The sequence below is a fragment of the Ruegeria sp. HKCCA0370 genome (assembly GCF_013033705.1).
Taxonomy (GTDB): domain Bacteria; phylum Pseudomonadota; class Alphaproteobacteria; order Rhodobacterales; family Rhodobacteraceae; genus Ruegeria.
In genome coordinates this window covers 1-15,957 of the sequence record NZ_WQEP01000007.1, presented here as the reverse complement: position 1 = coordinate 15,957, position 15,957 = coordinate 1, and the positions used below count along the sequence as shown (strand labels likewise).

16 protein-coding genes and 1 tRNA gene are annotated in these 15,957 nt (G+C 58.9%); 5 read left to right on the top strand and 12 right to left on the bottom strand.

Features of this window, described 5'->3' with window-relative positions; translation table 11 throughout:
- Positions 1-12: 12 nt before the first annotated feature.
- Complete coding sequence (locus GOW31_RS14665) at positions 13-804, top strand: amino acid ABC transporter ATP-binding protein (protein ID WP_171119634.1); 792 nt, start codon at positions 13-15, stop codon at positions 802-804.
- A 49-nt stretch (positions 805-853) separates the two neighbouring features.
- Here the strand turns inward: GOW31_RS14665 and GOW31_RS14660 are convergent, their stop codons facing one another.
- The 12 genes from GOW31_RS14660 to rpmH all read right to left on the bottom strand — a co-directional run bounded on the left by GOW31_RS14660 (position 854) and on the right by rpmH (position 11,363).
- On the bottom strand, positions 854-1,351 hold the full coding sequence (locus GOW31_RS14660; RefSeq protein ID WP_171171036.1) for a histidine phosphatase family protein: 498 nt from the start codon (positions 1,349-1,351) through the stop codon (positions 854-856).
- Positions 1,348-2,034: a ferredoxin gene (locus GOW31_RS14655; protein WP_171171034.1), complete on the bottom strand. Its 687-nt coding sequence runs from the start codon at positions 2,032-2,034 to the stop codon at positions 1,348-1,350. Before GOW31_RS14655 ends, GOW31_RS14660 begins: the two co-directional genes overlap by 4 nt.
- A 22-nt stretch (positions 2,035-2,056) precedes the next feature.
- Positions 2,057-2,920, bottom strand: a complete 864-nt coding sequence (argB, locus tag GOW31_RS14650) for an acetylglutamate kinase (protein ID WP_171171033.1) — start codon at positions 2,918-2,920, stop codon at positions 2,057-2,059.
- 60 nt (positions 2,921-2,980) lie between these two features.
- Positions 2,981-3,634: a ribosome biogenesis GTP-binding protein YihA/YsxC gene (yihA, locus tag GOW31_RS14645; protein ID WP_170346454.1), complete on the bottom strand. Its 654-nt coding sequence runs from the start codon at positions 3,632-3,634 to the stop codon at positions 2,981-2,983.
- The gene (locus GOW31_RS14640) at positions 3,631-4,368 is read right to left on the bottom strand and encodes an MOSC domain-containing protein (protein ID WP_171171032.1); all 738 of its coding nucleotides are present in this window, start codon (positions 4,366-4,368) and stop codon (positions 3,631-3,633) included. The genes yihA and GOW31_RS14640 overlap by 4 nt, the downstream gene beginning before the upstream one ends.
- Positions 4,365-6,194 carry a membrane protein insertase YidC gene (gene yidC / locus GOW31_RS14635; protein WP_171119628.1) on the bottom strand — a complete coding sequence of 610 codons (1,830 nt, stop codon included), beginning with the start codon at positions 6,192-6,194 and terminating at the stop codon, positions 4,365-4,367. Before yidC ends, GOW31_RS14640 begins: the two co-directional genes overlap by 4 nt.
- A gap of 126 nt (positions 6,195-6,320) precedes the next feature.
- Positions 6,321-7,853: a bifunctional diguanylate cyclase/phosphodiesterase gene (locus GOW31_RS14630; protein WP_171171031.1), complete on the bottom strand. Its 1,533-nt coding sequence runs from the start codon at positions 7,851-7,853 to the stop codon at positions 6,321-6,323.
- A 61-nt stretch (positions 7,854-7,914) separates the two neighbouring features.
- Complete coding sequence (gene ttcA / locus GOW31_RS14625) at positions 7,915-8,808, bottom strand: tRNA 2-thiocytidine(32) synthetase TtcA (RefSeq protein WP_171119626.1); 894 nt, start codon at positions 8,806-8,808, stop codon at positions 7,915-7,917.
- 43 nt (positions 8,809-8,851) lie between these two features.
- Positions 8,852-10,468, bottom strand: coding sequence for an acyl-CoA dehydrogenase family protein (locus tag GOW31_RS14620; protein WP_171171030.1), 1,617 nt, complete (start codon positions 10,466-10,468; stop codon positions 8,852-8,854).
- A 67-nt stretch (positions 10,469-10,535) separates the two neighbouring features.
- Positions 10,536-10,781 carry a membrane protein insertion efficiency factor YidD gene (yidD, locus tag GOW31_RS14615; protein WP_152456928.1) on the bottom strand — a complete coding sequence of 82 codons (246 nt, stop codon included), beginning with the start codon at positions 10,779-10,781 and terminating at the stop codon, positions 10,536-10,538.
- Positions 10,778-11,203 (bottom strand): ribonuclease P protein component, encoded by a 426-nt coding sequence (gene rnpA, locus GOW31_RS14610; RefSeq protein WP_171171029.1) that lies wholly within the window; start codon positions 11,201-11,203, stop codon positions 10,778-10,780. The genes yidD and rnpA overlap by 4 nt, the downstream gene beginning before the upstream one ends.
- A 25-nt stretch (positions 11,204-11,228) precedes the next feature.
- On the bottom strand, positions 11,229-11,363 hold the full coding sequence (gene rpmH, locus GOW31_RS14605; RefSeq protein ID WP_005980833.1) for a 50S ribosomal protein L34: 135 nt from the start codon (positions 11,361-11,363) through the stop codon (positions 11,229-11,231).
- Between the two features lie 295 nt (positions 11,364-11,658).
- Here rpmH and GOW31_RS14600 point away from each other — a divergent pair, with 295 nt between their 5' ends.
- The 4 genes from GOW31_RS14600 to GOW31_RS14585 all read left to right on the top strand — a co-directional run bounded on the left by GOW31_RS14600 (position 11,659) and on the right by GOW31_RS14585 (position 15,354).
- Complete coding sequence (locus GOW31_RS14600) at positions 11,659-12,390, top strand: TVP38/TMEM64 family protein (RefSeq protein ID WP_171171028.1); 732 nt, start codon at positions 11,659-11,661, stop codon at positions 12,388-12,390.
- Positions 12,391-12,393: 3 nt separating this feature from the next.
- Complete coding sequence (locus GOW31_RS14595) at positions 12,394-13,812, top strand: NAD(P)/FAD-dependent oxidoreductase (RefSeq protein WP_171171027.1); 1,419 nt, start codon at positions 12,394-12,396, stop codon at positions 13,810-13,812.
- A gap of 18 nt (positions 13,813-13,830) precedes the next feature.
- Positions 13,831-15,213 (top strand): ATP-binding protein, encoded by a 1,383-nt coding sequence (locus GOW31_RS14590; RefSeq protein WP_254441729.1) that lies wholly within the window; start codon positions 13,831-13,833, stop codon positions 15,211-15,213.
- A gap of 64 nt (positions 15,214-15,277) precedes the next feature.
- Positions 15,278-15,354: transfer RNA gene (locus tag GOW31_RS14585), tRNA-Arg, on the top strand.
- Positions 15,355-15,957 lie beyond the last annotated feature (603 nt).

Here is a 15,957-nt window from a genome sequence, read left to right as displayed (position 1 = left end):
GGAGTTCAACACATGTCTGAACTTGCAATCGACCGCGAAATCGACCGCTCCAAGATGCAGGTGAGCGACGAGGTCGCCATCGAAATCAACCAAATGAACAAGTGGTACGGGTCCTTCCACGTGCTGCGCGACATCAATCTGACCGTCAATCAGGGCGAGCGGATCGTGATCGCGGGCCCGTCGGGTTCGGGCAAGTCCACCCTGATCCGCTGCCTGAACGCGCTGGAAGAACACCAGCAAGGCAAGATCGTGGTGGACGGGATCGAGCTGTCGAATGACCTGAAGAACATCGACAAGATTCGCTCCGAGGTCGGAATGGTGTTCCAGCACTTCAACCTGTTCCCGCATCTGACCATTCTGGAAAACTGTACGCTGGCCCCAATCTGGGTGCGCAAGACGCCCAAGAAAGAGGCTGAAGAGCGTGCAATGCATTTCCTTGAAAAGGTGAAAATCCCCGAGCAGGCTGACAAGTTTCCCGGTCAGCTATCCGGCGGTCAACAGCAGCGTGTGGCGATCGCCCGCTCGCTCTGCATGATGCCACGGATCATGTTGTTCGATGAACCGACATCGGCGCTGGACCCCGAGATGATCAAAGAGGTGCTCGACACCATGATCGAACTGGCCGAGGAAGGCATGACCATGCTGTGCGTGACTCACGAGATGGGTTTTGCCCGCCAGGTCGCCAACCGCGTGATCTTCATGGATGCCGGTCAGATCGTGGAGCAGAACGAACCCGAAGAGTTCTTCAACAACCCGCAAAGCGAGCGGACCAAACTGTTCCTGAGCCAGATTCTGGGTCACTGACCTGCACAAAGGCTGAAAGAATTATGGCGGGGTGTTGCCCCGCCTTTTTCTATTCGATCAACTCACGCGGGATGGTGAACCCCAGCACCGTCCCGGTTTGCCATCGGACCTCGGCCCAGCTGTTTAAGTCGAACGACATGACGGTTGTTGCACAGGTTGGATAATCGAAAAAGCGTGTATGATTTGGCGGTTGTCGCACCAGACGGTTGGCGAAATCGGCGATCCCGGGATTGTGACCCAGTATCAATACAGCCGGTTCCGTAGCGCCCGAAAGCTCTCGCAGCATGACCTTTGAATCAGCGTGGTAGAGGGCGCTGAGAAAACTGATTTTTTTGGCCTGCAAACCCATGCGATCCCATGTCTCGCGGGTGCGGGTTGATGTGGAACTGAGAACTTCATCCGGTAGCCATCCGTGGTGACGCAACCAAGCAGCGATGGCCGGAGCTGACTTTCGTCCACGCTTGTTCAGCGGGCGGTCATGATCGCCAAGACCCGGGCTATCCCAGCTGGATTTCGCATGACGTGTCAGGATCAGAATTCGGGTCATGACGGATGAAAGGCTTTCATGTGATGGGCCGATTGTTCGGGGTCGCGCCCCGCGCCCGCGCTCAGGGGGCAGGCAAGGCGGGCCAGACACCCACCAGACATGCAGGTCTGACCTTCAGCGGTGCCAAGATGGTCGTGGCATGCAGCGACGTCATAGAGATCCTGCGCGTTCAGCGCGCTGACCGGACAGGTCGTCGTGCAAGGCGCGGCGCAGGTTTCGCAAGGCGACACGCCGGCAGGGGCTGGGATGGCGAACTCTTCGGCAAAATGCAGTGCGCCCCGATAGGAAATCATCATGCCAACGGTATCATGCACCAATGCCCCGACCGGGCTGCTGAACGTCCGTCCAGATTTGAGCGCCCAGTCGATGAATGGCGTGTACGGGGGGCCGCCAAACGGAAAATACGCCCGGGCACCGAGCGCCTCGGCCATCTGACTGACCACCCTTTTCGACCATCGGTCAACGGGGTCGGCCTGGTGCCATTCTGGTGAGGCTTTCAGTGCGGGCCAGAAGTCCGGCCCGGCCCCCAACAGGATCAGCGTACCGGTGTCGAGGTCTTTGGCAGCAACGTGGCGAGGATGCAGTGCGCCCATGACCAACAAACCAGCATGACCGGCGGCGTTTTCAACCTGTTCATAAGGCGTCGCGTCACGATCAGAGGAAGGCTGTGCAAGATGTGTCATGTCTCCTCCTCTCGTGCGGGGGTCAGTCCGGGCGTATCAGTGACCCGGCCCCGTGTTCGGTGAACAGCTCCAGCAGCACGGCATTCGGTGCACGCCCATCCAATATGACAACCGCCCGCACGCCGCTGTGCAGGGCGTCCAGCGCGGTTTCCGTCTTGGGTATCATGCCGCCTGCAATGGTGCCTTCGCGGGTCATTTCCCTTATCTGACCGGCCTTGAGTTCGGTCACGACATCGTCCGCCGCGTTCTTGACACCGGAAACATCCGTCAGCAGCAACAGACGGTCTGCCTTGAGCGCAGATGCGATTGCCCCGGCTGCCGTGTCACCATTGACGTTGAATGTCTCACCGTCGCGGCCTGCACCAAGCGGCGCAATGACCGGGATTACGTCATGGGAAAACAGATCGTGCAGGATCTTCGGATTCATCTCGGCCGGAGTGCCGACAAAGCCCAGCGACGCATCTGTCTGATCGCAGACCATCAGGCTTGCGTCCTTGCCAGACAAGCCCACGGCCGACCCGCCCTGATCATTGATCGCCTGTACGATGCGTTTGTTCACGAGGCCGGACAGAACCATTTCGACCACTTCAACCGTGGCCTTGTCGGTCACTCGCTTGCCGTTCACGAAATCGGATTGAATGTCCAGCTTGCCCAGCATTGCATTGATCATCGGACCACCGCCGTGGACGACCACCGGGTTCACACCCACCTGGCGCATCAGAACCACGTCCCGGGCAAAGCTTTCCATCGCCTCGTCGCTGCCCATGGCGTGCCCGCCAAGTTTGATGACGACAATGGCTCCATCATAGCGCTGCAAATAGGGCAGGGCGCTGTTGAGTGTGGCTGCGGTGGCGATCCAGTCCCGGTTCATATCTCGTGTCTTCATAGCTAAAGTCCTTCTGGAAAACCGTGTTAGGACCTTTGCCCCACGCTGCCAAGGGCGAAGCTATTCCAGATGCGCAATGATGGACCGCAGGGTCGCGATGCCATCACCCTTTTCGGAAGACGTGAGCACAATCTCCGGAAAAGCTGCGGGATGTTTGGACAACGCAGCCCGGGTTTGTTCCAACACCTTCTCGCGTTCGTTGGCTTTGACCTTGTCTGCCTTGGTCAGTACGCATTGAAACGTCACGGCGCTGGTGTCCAGCAACTTCATGATTTCGTCATCGACCGGTTTTACCCCGTGGCGCGAGTCTATCAGGACAAAGGCACGGCGCAGTGTCTGGCGCCCGCTGAGATATTGTTTCAGCAGCTTCTGCCACTTCTCGACCACTTTCACCGGGGCGTTTGCATAGCCATAGCCCGGCAGGTCCACGAGATAGAGTTCCGGGCCTTGGGTGAAAAAGTTGATCTCTTGCGTGCGGCCGGGTGTGTTGGATGCGCGGGCCAGACCCTTCGTGCCGGTCAAGGCATTGATCAGGCTGGACTTGCCCACGTTCGAACGCCCCGCAAAACAGACTTCCAACCGGTCCGGGGCAGGCAGACCGTTCATGGCGACAACGCCTTTGACGAACTCGGACGGGCCTGCAAACAGTTTGCGGCCTCGTTCCAGGGCGAATTCATCCGGGTCTTCGGCCAGGGGGAAGGGAAGCGTGGTCATAGCACCTGCACCTCATCGTTGACGCGGATTTCGCCGCCCTGAAGGACCTCGGCGTAAACGCCGAAATCCTGATGGTCCCAACTGTTCAGGGCGCGCAGGGTGTCTGCGTCCCTCTCACCGGTTTCGGGATTGGCGGTGGTGGCCATACATCGCGTGATCCGCTCGCGAACGCGAAGCACGGCCTCGCCAATGCGCACGTCACGACCCAGCCAGTCAAACTCATCCCATAACGGCAGACCTTCGAACCAGATATTGCCGCGCCATCGAACAATGGACAGAGTCCGGTCCAGTTTCTGTTCGACTGCGCGATGCGATGCCATGTTGCACAGGCTGATCGATGGAAAGTCGCTGTCCGTCATACCGCGCCCCGGAACCCGAACGATCCGGGCAGATGCGGCCCGGTCCGCCGGCATAAGTGGCTTTACCCAGTCCAGAAAAGCCTCTTGTTCGGTGTCCGGCGCAAAACCGAGATCCGGTCGCTGCGGGTGGCGCAATGTAACCCGGTCGCCCTGCAATTCGGCCGAAATGGCCATCAACTGAGGCGCTTTTGAACCGCGGCTGAAATTGAAACAGGGTGCCCATTCCGAACCATCGGTTTTGGCGGCCTCATGAGCGACCGCCCAAACGCGATCCCCGGGCATGGTCTGCCCGGGGATGAGTGTGACTTGGCTCAGGGCTTCTCGCCCATGGCTTTTGATCGGGTGGCGCCAAAGGCTTGAGACCGTTCCGCTCATTTGTTGTCCGTTTTTGGCGTCCGCTTGAAACCGGACTTTATATTTCCGAATACATCCGGCTTATAGCCCTGGCTGCGCATGATCAGATATTGCTGTGTGAACGTGATAGTGTTGTTCGCGATCCAGTACACGACCAGACCACTGGCGAAACCACCCAGCATGAACATGAAGACCCAAGGCATCCAGGCAAAGATCATGGCCTGCGTCGGATCGGTTGGCGCCGGGTTCAGTTTCTGCTGCAACCACATCGAAATACCCAGCAGCAGCGGCAGAATACCGATGAAGATCAGCGCCATCAGGCTTTCGGGTGCAGGTGCGGCCCAAGGCAGCAAGCCAAAGAAGTTGAAGATCGACGTCGGATCCGGCGCACTCAGGTCCTGGAACGGGCCGAACCATGGGGCCTGACGCAGTTCGATCGTCACGAAAATCACCTTGTACAGCGAGAAGAAGATCGGAATCTGCAACAGAATTGGCAAGCAGCCTGCGGCAGGGTTCACCTTTTCCTTTTTGTACAGCTCCATCATACCCTGCTGCATTTTCTGGCGATCATCGCCTGCGGCTTCTTTCAGGGCTTCCATTTGCGGCTGCAATTCCTTCATCTTCGCCATCGAGACGTAGGACTTGAAGGCTAGCGGGAACAGGATGGCCTTGATGATCAGCGTCAGGCCGATGATTGACCAGCCCATGTTTCCAATCAGGGCATTGATGTTGTGCAGCAGCCAGAAGATCGGCTTGGTCAGGAAGTAGAACCAACCCCAGTCGATGCTGTCGATGAACTTCTGAACACCTTCTGCCTGATACTCCCGGATGGTTTCCCACTCCTTGGCACCGGCGAACAGTCTGGTCGTGACCTCTTCCGTCGTACCGGGCGCGACTGTCAGTGTCGGCAGCACCGTTTCCGTTTGATAGATTTTGCGACGTGAATCGTATTTGGCAGCGGCCTTGAACGCTGCACCCTCGGCCGGGATCAGGGTGGTCATCCAGTAGTGATCCGTGAACCCGATCCAGCCGCCTTCTTTGACCTGATAGACCTCGGCCTGTGCGCGTTCATTGGGGTCGATATCGAAATCGCGCACATCGCCATAGTCGATCTCATCCAGAACGCCGTCAGACATGACCATGACGCCTTCGTGAAGAATAAAGAAGTTCTTCAGGCCCGGCAGATCACCGTCTTCGCCCATGCCGTGGCGGGCCAGAATGCCGTAGGGGGCCATGCCGACTTCGGCGTCCGTGGTGTTCTCGACCGACTGGGTGACCGAGAACATATAGTCTTCATCAACGGCAATGGTGCGGCGGAAGGTGAGGCCGTTTCCATTGTCCCAGGCCAGCGTGATCGGAGTGTCAACACCCAGAGTTTCGCCCTGCTCAAGCGTCCAAAGAGTGTTCGGGCCGGGAACGTCCGTGACCGACAGGCCCGCGCCGGGGGCCCAGCCATAAAGCGCATAATAGGCCGAGTCACTTCCAACTGGGGACAGAAGTTCGACGATCGGAGAATCCTCGGCCAGTGAAACCTTGTAATCCTTCAGAGACAGTTCATCAATTCGGCCACCGGCAAGCGACAGGCTGCCCGTCAGGCGGGGCGTGTCGATGCTGACGCGGGGCGCCTCGGGTTCGGCTTCGGCTTCAGTGGCGCTTGCAGTTGCTTCGCCGACCGTACCGGTATCAGCGGCGCTGGGCGTCTGAACCTCATTCCCTTCGATGCTGGCGATTTCAGCCTGTTCCGTGGTTGGTGTGGGTTCCGGCGGGGGGAACAGCACGAACCAGACCAGGATCACGAGAAAGCTGAGCGCGGTTGCGAGGATGAGATTCTTGTTCTGATCGTCCATCTGGGACAGCCACCTTGAGCAGTGAAAGACACCCGCAGGGTTCAACAGAGTGCAGGCCCAAAGGTCAAGCGGAATCGCTCGTCATTTCGTCACGGATTGGTCTTCTGTGGCGCAGTTTCCGGTTCTTCAGCCGGTTTGCCGCCCGATTTTGGGCATTCCGTCGATCTTGTTGCGATGAGACGTGATCCAGCCCTTGGTTTTTTCGAAAGGCATGGGCTTGCCGATGCCAAACCCCTGAACGTGGTCACATCCCAATTGCGCCATCAAGGCGTGTTCCCCGGGCGTTTCAACACCTTCAGCAAGCGTTTCCAGACTCAGCCGTTCTGCCATGGTCAGAATTGCGCTGGCCAACTGCTGCTGGCTTGGGTCCTGGTCCGCCTTTGTCACGAAAGAGCGGTCGATTTTGATCCGGGACACGTTGAACCGCTTGATTGACGCGATCGAGGCATGCCCTGTGCCGAAATCGTCCAGATCGATACAGCACCCCATCGCGGCCAAGCCCGTGACATTGCGGGTGATTACGTCATCCGGCCCTCTGGAAAACACGGTCTCCAATACTTCGACCGCCAATCTGTCCGGGGTCAGATCGCATTGATCCAATTCCCATTTCAGGCGGTCGATCAGCCCCGGGTCACGCAATTCGTCCGACGAAAAGTTGATGCCGATGCGTGGTACGGTCAGACCGGCGCGATCCCATTCGCGCATTGCGCAAAAGGCGTGATGCCGCATCGCCTGCCCCAGTTTGCCCATCAACTCCGCCTGTTCGGCAAAGGGCAGAAAGACATTGGGACCCAGCACTCCTTTTTTCGGGTGTTCCCAGCGGGCCAGAGCCTCGAACCCGGACACGCGCCCGGTATCCGTCGAGATCTGCGGTTGAAACCATGGACGAATTTCACCGCTTTCCAGCGCCGCATCAAATTCCTTGCGCAGATTGGTTCTGACCTGAGCCCGGCGACGTGTTTCGGACGAAAAGGCACGAATCGTCGACGGCCCGTTTTGCTGTGCTTCTTGCAGCGCGTTGTTTGCAGCGTTGCACCAATCCGTCGCGGTGTCGTCGGGGACATTGCTGCTGAGGCAGAAACCGATAGAGCAGGACAAGTAAACTCCGGTTCCGTTCAGCATGATGGGGTCTTCGACCGCGGATTGCATTCGTCCCGACATCTGAATGCAGGTTTCCAGATCAAGCTGTTGCGCCGGGTGCAGAACAACCATCATCTTGTTTCCATCGATCCGGGTCGCGGAGTCACTGGCGCGGATCATGGACATGACACGAGAGCAGAATTGCTGTGCCACATGGTTTGCTGCTGCTTGGCCATGCAGTTCAAGCATTTGCGTATAGTCGTCCAGGATTACAGCGAAACAGGCCGACGTTTCACCGCTGCGGCGACTATCCGAGAGCACCTCTGCCAGAACGGTTTCGAACTGGTAATTCGGCAGCAGGCCACCCTGTTGCCGTTTCCTGTCTGCCGGGTTGGGGGCCATTGCGCCTATACCGGCAATCATCAGGGGCAAGCCCAGGGCCACCGCGACCAAAGCGCGTTCACCGCCAAGCCAGAACGCCCCCAGGCTTGTTGCCGGAACAAAGGCAAGAACGGCTGGGCCGTATGCCACGTTTCTCAAAGCTTCAAAAATACGGTCGACGAAAGGATGATTCCACATCGGGTCCTGACCTTGGGCATGAATGGTATGCCGAGCCTAGGAAGCCAGTCTGAGTCAGTCGTTAACGCAGAAGCGGTATTTCTTCCAAATTTTCCGCTTTTTCGTCGGAGTTTACGGAAAGATTAACAAAATCAAAGAGTTTCGCATCCAGAAGGTGCGACGGGCGTGCATTTGTTAACGCGCGGAACATAACCTGACGCCGACCCGGACTGTTCGATTCCCATTGATCGAGAATCTGTTTGACCTGCTGCCGTTGCAACCCATCCTGACTGCCGCACAAATCGCAGGGGATGATCGGATATTGCATGGCCTTGGCAAATTTCTCGCAGTCGGCTTCGGCGACGTGGGCAAGCGGGCGAAAGACAAAAAGATCTCCCTCTTCATTCACCAGTTTCGGTGGCATGGTGGCCAGACGGCCTCCGTGGAAGAGATTCATGAAAAACGTTTCGAGAATATCGTCGCGGTGGTGGCCCAGCACGACGGCGGAACAGCCTTCTTCCCGGGCAATGCGATACAGGTTGCCGCGGCGCAGTCGCGAGCACAGGGCGCAATATGTTCGGCCCTGCGGGACCTTGTCCATCACAACAGAGTATGTGTCCTGATACTCGATCCTGTGTGGCACACCCATGCGGTCCAGAAACTCTGGCAGGACCGTTGCCGGAAATCCGGGTTGCCCCTGATCCAGATTGCAAGCCAGAAGATCGACAGGCAGCAATCCGCGCCATTTGAGTTCGTAGAGGACGGCCAGCAGCGTATAACTGTCCTTGCCGCCCGAAAGGCAGACAAGCCAGCGTGGCGGTTTGCCGTCCTTGTCGTGGGCGGACGGGTCCACCATCCCGTATTGCTCGATCGCCTCGCGGGTCTGGCGCACGATGCGTTTGCGCAGTTTTTTGAACTCGGTGGTCGAGGGCGCGCCGGCAAAGAGCGGGTGGATATCATCTGCATCATCAAACATGCGCTGCCACTACAGCAGATGGCGCAACCGGGCAAGTGGCGGGTCAGCCAAGCCGCGCCAGCAGGGCGCCAGTATCCAACCCGGCTACTGCTCCGGGAATGTGGCCGCTGTCACCGGAAAGACGTGTGGCAACAAAGCCGTCAGCCACAGCGCCGGGCGCATGGCGCAGCAATTGCGAGGCTGTCAGCAGCAGTGCCGTGCGTTCAGCGTACCAGCGCGCTTCGGCCTCGGGCGGCAGACCGGGCCAGCGGCTGCGATGCGCGGTCAGTGCTGCGTCATAATTTCTGTCTGCGCCTGTCACCGTATCCAACTCGGCCTCCAGAACCTCGGCAGCCAGCGGCTCACGGGCCAGAGTGCGCAGGATATCGAGGCAGATCACGTTGCCTGACCCCTCCCAGATGCTGTTCAGGGGCGCTTCACGATAGATCAGGGGCAAGGGCGTGTCTTCGACATACCCCATGCCGCCCAGCACTTCCATCGCTTCGACGACGACGACCGGGCAGCGCTTGTTGTTCAGGAACTTGGCCAATGCGACGCTGATCCGGGCAAAGGCCTTGTCTTCGGGCGTTTGACCGTCAAATGCCTGCGCCACACGCATTCCCAGAGTCACTGCGCCTTCCCAGTCCAGAACAAGGTCGGACAGGACCGCTTGCATCAGCGGTTGATCAATCAATCGGCGCTGAAATGCGCTGCGGTGTTCCACCCAATGATGCGCTGCGCTGAGCGCGGCACGCATCAGCCCGGCCGGTGCCATGGCTGTATCAAGCCGCGTGTGGTGCACCATTTCCAGTATGGTGCGTATGCCCGCGCCTTCTTCGCCCAACTGATAGGCCAGCGCGTCATGATACTCGATTTCCGAAGATGCGTTGGATTTGTTGCCCAGCTTGTCCTTCAGACGCATCAGGTGGATCGCATTGCGTTCGCCCTCGAGCCAGCGGGGCACCAGAAAACAGGTCAACCCGCCGGGCGCCTGTGCCAGTGTCAGGAACCCATCCGACATTGGCGCGGAACAGAACCACTTGTGCCCGCGCAAGCGCCAGTGATCCCCGTCGCGTGTCGCAATGGTCGTATTGGCGCGTATGTCCGAACCGCCCTGTTTCTCGGTCATCGCCATCCCTAGCGTCGCGCTGGTCTTTTGACCGATCGGTTCCTTCGAAGGATCATAGTGGCGGGCCATGAGTTTTGGCTGCCAGAGCGAGGCAATGTGTTCATTGGCGGCCAGTGCAGGGATTGCTGCATAGGTCATGGTCATCGGGCAGCAATGCCCGGGTTCGACCTGTCCGGCCAAATAGACCATCGCCGCATGGGTCGCGTGCCCTCCGGGCTGTCCATCCCAGGCCAGTGCGGCATAGCCCGCCGATTGGCTGATCTGCATCATCTGATGATAGGCCGGGTGAAAGCGCACCTCGTCCAGGCGCCTACCGCCGGGATCGAACAGCCGCAGCTCTGGAGGATGCCGGTTGGCTTCCCGCCCCAGTTCCCGCGCTTCTTCGGTTCCGAGTGTTTTGCCATATGCCGCCAGCTCCAAAGCGCGCGCGCCCGCTGTCTTTGCTGCGTCTTGCAGGACCGGATCAGACAGCCAAAGATCGGTGCCGCCGCGCGCGGGCGGTTGGTTCCGGACATCGTGGGTTGGCAGGGTATCGCGCGCTGGGGATTTCATCGGGACCTCGGGTTGGACTGGTCCAACTGTTCAGGCGCGGCACTTGCCGGTCAAGTCTGACGAGGGGTCAGGACGAAGGGTCGTTATGCTTGTCGTCAGGTACCGGATCGTATCCGTCGCCGCCCCAAGGGTGGCAACGGCAGATCCGATGAGCGGCCAGGTAGGATCCTTTGACCGCCCCGTGTTTCTCCAGCGCCTCAAGCGCATAGGCGGAACAGGTGGGTTGGTAGCGACAGTTGAAACCGACCCATGGGCTGAAGATCAGCCGATACGCCCGAACAGGCAGGGCGACGATATGGGACAGGAAGGTCATTTTTCGGCCGCATGCACCTTGCGGAGCGCATAGCGCAGGTCGTCCAACAGTGCGTCATAGGGGCGGTTGGCGGTACCCTCGGCGCGGCCGATCAGGACGTAATCCCACCCGTCGCGGCCGGCTTCGGGCAACACGGCCCGCGCGGCTTCGCGCAGACGGCGCTTGGCGCGGTTGCGGGCCACGGCATTGCCCACTTTTTTCGAGCAGGTGAACCCCACGCGAATCCCGACGCCCTCGCCGGGCGCGCGCTTGCGGGCCTGAACCATCATCGAAGACGTGCCTTGTCGGCGGGCACGCGCCGCTTTCAGAAAGTCGGACCGTTTCTTGAGAACGGTCAGAGGTGCAGATGCACAAACGGACGCCGCCGGGGGCTTGTTCCCGGGGTGGTTCCTACCAACCTCAGGGGCCTCCGGCGGCGTCATGTTCATAACCTGATCGGTGAGCGGTTTACGCGCTCAGCGATTTGCGGCCGCGTGCGCGACGTGCATTCAGGATCTTGCGGCCGGCCTTAGTGGCCATGCGCGCACGGAAACCGTGGCGGCGTTTGCGAACCAGGTTCGAAGGCTGATAGGTGCGTTTCATCGCTCCGTCTCCAATCTATGCGGTCGGGTGCGGCGCGGATTCGCCTGCCCGTGGTGTTCGAAGCCCGTCCTCTACTGCCAAGCGGAGGGTAAGTCAAACCCCAACGGCCAGGTTTTCGCAGCTTTTGCAACAATTCTGTTACCGGCAACGGCAAAAGGTTTCAAAATACCCGTTTATCGCCGAAATCTCTCACATTCGGTGCCACAAAGATCAAGGCCCCGTGATCCCCCTGTTGCTGGCCCGTCAGTCAGCGCATCTTGAGCACAAGATGAAGCACAAAGAACCGGAAAATCTGATGTCCGACACAAGCCAGGCGCCGCGCAATGGTTTCGCGCGCCACATTCCGTTGCTTGTAATCCTGAGCGTTGCCGTTGTCGGCTTTTTCACACTTGGGGATTACCTGACTTTCGAGACCTTGCGGGACAATCGCGAGGCGCTTCTGGCGTGGCGGGACGGTCACTATTGGATCATGGCAGCCGCTTTTGTCGCCATTTACATCGTCATTGTGGCCTTTTCACTTCCCGGTGCCGCGGTGGCTTCGATGACGGGCGGTTTTCTTTTCGGTCTTTTTGCGGGAACCGTTTTCAATGTCGTGTCCGCCACCATCGGCGCGTCGGCGATCTTTCTGGCGGCGCGCTGGGGCTTGGGCGAAGCCCTGACGTCGCGGCTGGAATCTTCAGAAGGGACGGTCAAGAGGCTGAAAGACGGTCTGCGGGAAAACGAAATCTCGGTGTTGTTTCTGCTGCGTCTGGTGCCGGTCGTGCCGTTCTTTGTTGCCAATCTCGTGCCGGCTTTGGTCGGTGTAAAGTTCCGTAATTTCCTTTTGACGACCGCGCTGGGCATCATCCCCGGAGGTATCGTGTACACGTGGATCGGAGTCGGTTTGGGTGGTGTGTTCGACCGCGGGGAAACGCCTGATGTTTCATTGCTGTGGGAACCGTTCGTGATCGGGCCGATTATCGGGTTGTGTGTATTGGCCGCCTTGCCCATCGTTTTCAAAGCACTGCGCGCGAAAAGGGGCACCTGAGCCATGAAAGAGCTGAAAACCGACCTCCTGGTCATTGGTGCCGGGTCCGGAGGATTGTCTGTCGCCGCAGGTGCCAGCCAGATGGGCGCGGATGTTGTCCTGCTGGAAGGTCACAAGATGGGCGGTGATTGTCTGAATTTCGGCTGCGTCCCGTCGAAAGCCCTGATTGCCAGCGGCAAGGTGGCCTATGGTCAGGCGCATTCCGCACTTTTTGGCGTCGCGAATACCAGCCCGCAGGTCGACTATGCCGCCGTAAAGGATCATGTTCATGATGTGATCGCTCAGATCGAACCGATGGACAGCCAGGAGCGGTTCGAAGGCTTTGGCGTGAAGGTCATTCGCGAATACGGCGCGTTCATATCCCCAGAAAAGGTGCAGGCCGGGGATCATGTCATCTCTGCGCGTCGCATCGTCATTGCGACCGGTTCGTCGCCGCTGGTGCCGCCGATTCCGGGGTTGGACACGGTGCCCTATTATACGAACGAAACCATCTTTGACTTGAAAGAGCGGCCAGATCACCTGCTGATCATCGGGGGCGGCCCGATCGGGATGGAGATGGCGCAGGCCCATATACGCCTCGGCAGCAAGGTGACGGTTGTCGAAGGGCTCAAAGCCTTGGGCAAAGACGACCCCGAGGCAGCGTCCGTGGTGCTGGATACCCTGCGCAGTGAAGGTGTGGATATCCAGGAAAACGCCTTGGTCGCGCAGGTTCGCGGAACAGAAGGTGCTGTGGAAGTCGTTGCCGAAAACGGTGATATTCATCGCGGCTCCCACCTTTTGATCGCTGCCGGACGCAAAGCCAATATTGAGCGTCTGAACTTGGACGTGGCCGGAATTGAGCGCACGAGAACCGGCCTCAGGACGGATGACGCGCTGCGCACGACCAATCGCCGCGTCTATGCGATCGGAGATGTGGCAGGTGGCCTGCAATTCACCCATGTTGCCGGGTATCATGCGGGCGTCATCATTCGTTCGGCCCTGTTCGGTCTGCCGTCCAGGGCGAAAACGGCACATATCCCTTGGGCCACCTATACGGACCCGGAGCTGGCCCAGGTCGGACTGACCGAAGTTCAGGCGCGCAAAGCGCATGGCGAAAAGCTCGAAATCGCCAGCTTTGACTATCACCACAATGACCGGGCGATTGCCGAGCGCAAAACCGAAGGTTTCGTCAAGGTCATGGTCGTGAAAGGCCGACCCGTCGGCGCCACAATCGTCGGGCATCAGGCGGGCGAACTGATCAACTTGTGGTCGTTGGCTTTGGCCAATAACCTGAAGATGGGGCAGATCGCTGCTATGGTTTCACCCTATCCGACGATCGGAGAGCTTAACAAACGTGTGGCGGGTGCCTATTTCTCGCCAAGGCTGTTTGAGAATCAGACAGTTAAACGAGTTGTCAGGTTCGTCCAGCGCTGGATTCCCTGACCTGAGGAGGGGCGCAAATTGAACTCGCTGTCGGGCCGATTTCTGATCCTGACGACGGTCTTCGTCATGTTGGCCGAAGTCCTGATCTTTGTCCCGTCGATCGCCCGGTTCCGCGAGGATTTTCTGCTGAACAGGCTCGAACGTGCGCAGATCGCCTCGCTGGCTTTGCTGGCGGACGATATGCTGGCGGAAGATCTTGAGGCGGAACTGCTGGCAAACGCAGGCGTCTATAACGTCGTATTGCGACGGGATGAGGTTCGGCAACTGATGTTGTCGTCGCCTATTCCGGGCCCAGTCGCTGACACGTTCGATTTGCGGGATGCAAGCCCCTGGGTTCTGATCCGGGATGCGATCAGCCGTTTTTTCAAGCCCGAAAACGAAGTCATCCGGGTCATCGGAGAACCGGTCAAGGGGGCAGGCCTTCTGATCGAAGTCACCACGGACAGCATGCCCTTGCGAACGGCGATGGTTGACTATGGGTTGCGTATTCTCGGTCTGTCCTTCGTCATTTCCATCATCACGGCGTTTTTTCTGTTTCTCGCCGTGCGCGTCGTACTTGTGCGCCCCATCAAAAGCGTTGTCGGCTACATGCAGCGCTATGCCAGTGCGCCAGAGGACGCGCGTGGCGTAATCACACCGAATTCGAAGGTGACGGAGCTGCGCGAGGCCGAGGAGGCGCTGAAGATGCTGCAAACGGACCTGACCCAGGCGCTCAAACAGCGCGAAAGGCTGGCGCAGCTTGGGGGGGCTGTTGCCAAAGTCAGCCATGACCTGCGCAATATCTTGACCTCGGCGCAGCTGTTTACCGACCGGATCGAGGCCAGCGACGATCCGCTGGTGCGGCGGATGGCACCAAAACTGGTGAATTCCATCACACGGGCTGTGTCCCTTTGTGAAAGCACATTGGCGTTTGGACGCGCGGAAGAGCCCGCGCCCACTCTGACTATGGTTCCGATACGCGCAATCGCGGCGGATGTCGCGGCCAGCGAACAACTCGCCGTCGCCGATGCTTGCGTCGAGATCGTGAACGAAGTGCCGGACGCGCTTGTGGCCCGCGCCGATCCCGAACAATTGTACCGCGTCATCATGAACCTCGTGCGCAACGCAAGACAGGCTCTGGTTGCTTCCGGAAAACCAGGCCGGGTTACCATTGCCGGGTGTGAATACGACGACACGTGGTGCATCGAAATCCGCGACACGGGGCCGGGCCTTCCCCCCAAAGCTCGCGAAAACCTGTTCACGCCTTTCCAGGGCGGGGTCCGAAAGGGTGGCTCGGGTCTGGGGCTGGCAATCTCGCAGGAGCTGGTGCGCGGCCATGGCGGGGATCTGGTTTTGAAAGAGACCGGACCCGAGGGAACAGTCTTTGAAATCAGCCTTCCGCGCGGGGACACGACTTTTTGATTTTTTTTTGAAGAATCGGCTTGCACGTCTCGGGCAGCAGGTCTAAACACCGCCTCACCAACGCGGACCGATAGCTCAGCTGGATAGAGTACTTGACTACGAATCAAGGGGTCGGGGGTTCGAATCCTCCTCGGTCCGCCACTTTCCTTTGTGTCAGGCGACACATAGTTCTGCCACCAGCGACAGAACCTTGCCATTTTCGCCTCACTTCCTTCATCCAGCACCTAGACCGATTTCAATGATCCTGACTTCCCATTTGGGATAATCAGGGCTGATTTGCGGATCAGACGCCGAAGGCGCTTGTTCCTGCTGATCTGCCACGTGGCGAACGCGGATGGGGGCGAGGCAATGCTATTCGACAATAGTGGTGCGGCCCGCAGGCGCAGCCGAGGACACGGTGTTGTCTAATAGGGTTGCCCGAGGGGGAAGGCAGCGTCTTACCCCTGATGGACAGGGGCGTTTGGCTTGTCCAAATCCCACTGTCCCCAAAAGATGTGCGGCGGTGTGGGCTGCGCCGTAACTCTTTGCGCCAGAACACTTTGTTTTTCTAAAGAACAAGGCGGATGGCAGACATTCTTTGAAGTTGCGATATGAGCCTCCCCAACTGAACGGGTCCACCGTTATGTTTAGGAAACGGAGGACTGAGAATGGCAAACAAGCGACCGAGGCCCGAAGAGATTGTCTCGAAGTTACGGCAGGTTGAAGTTCTGATGGGGAAGGGATGTCCCGTCTTGATGCGATCAG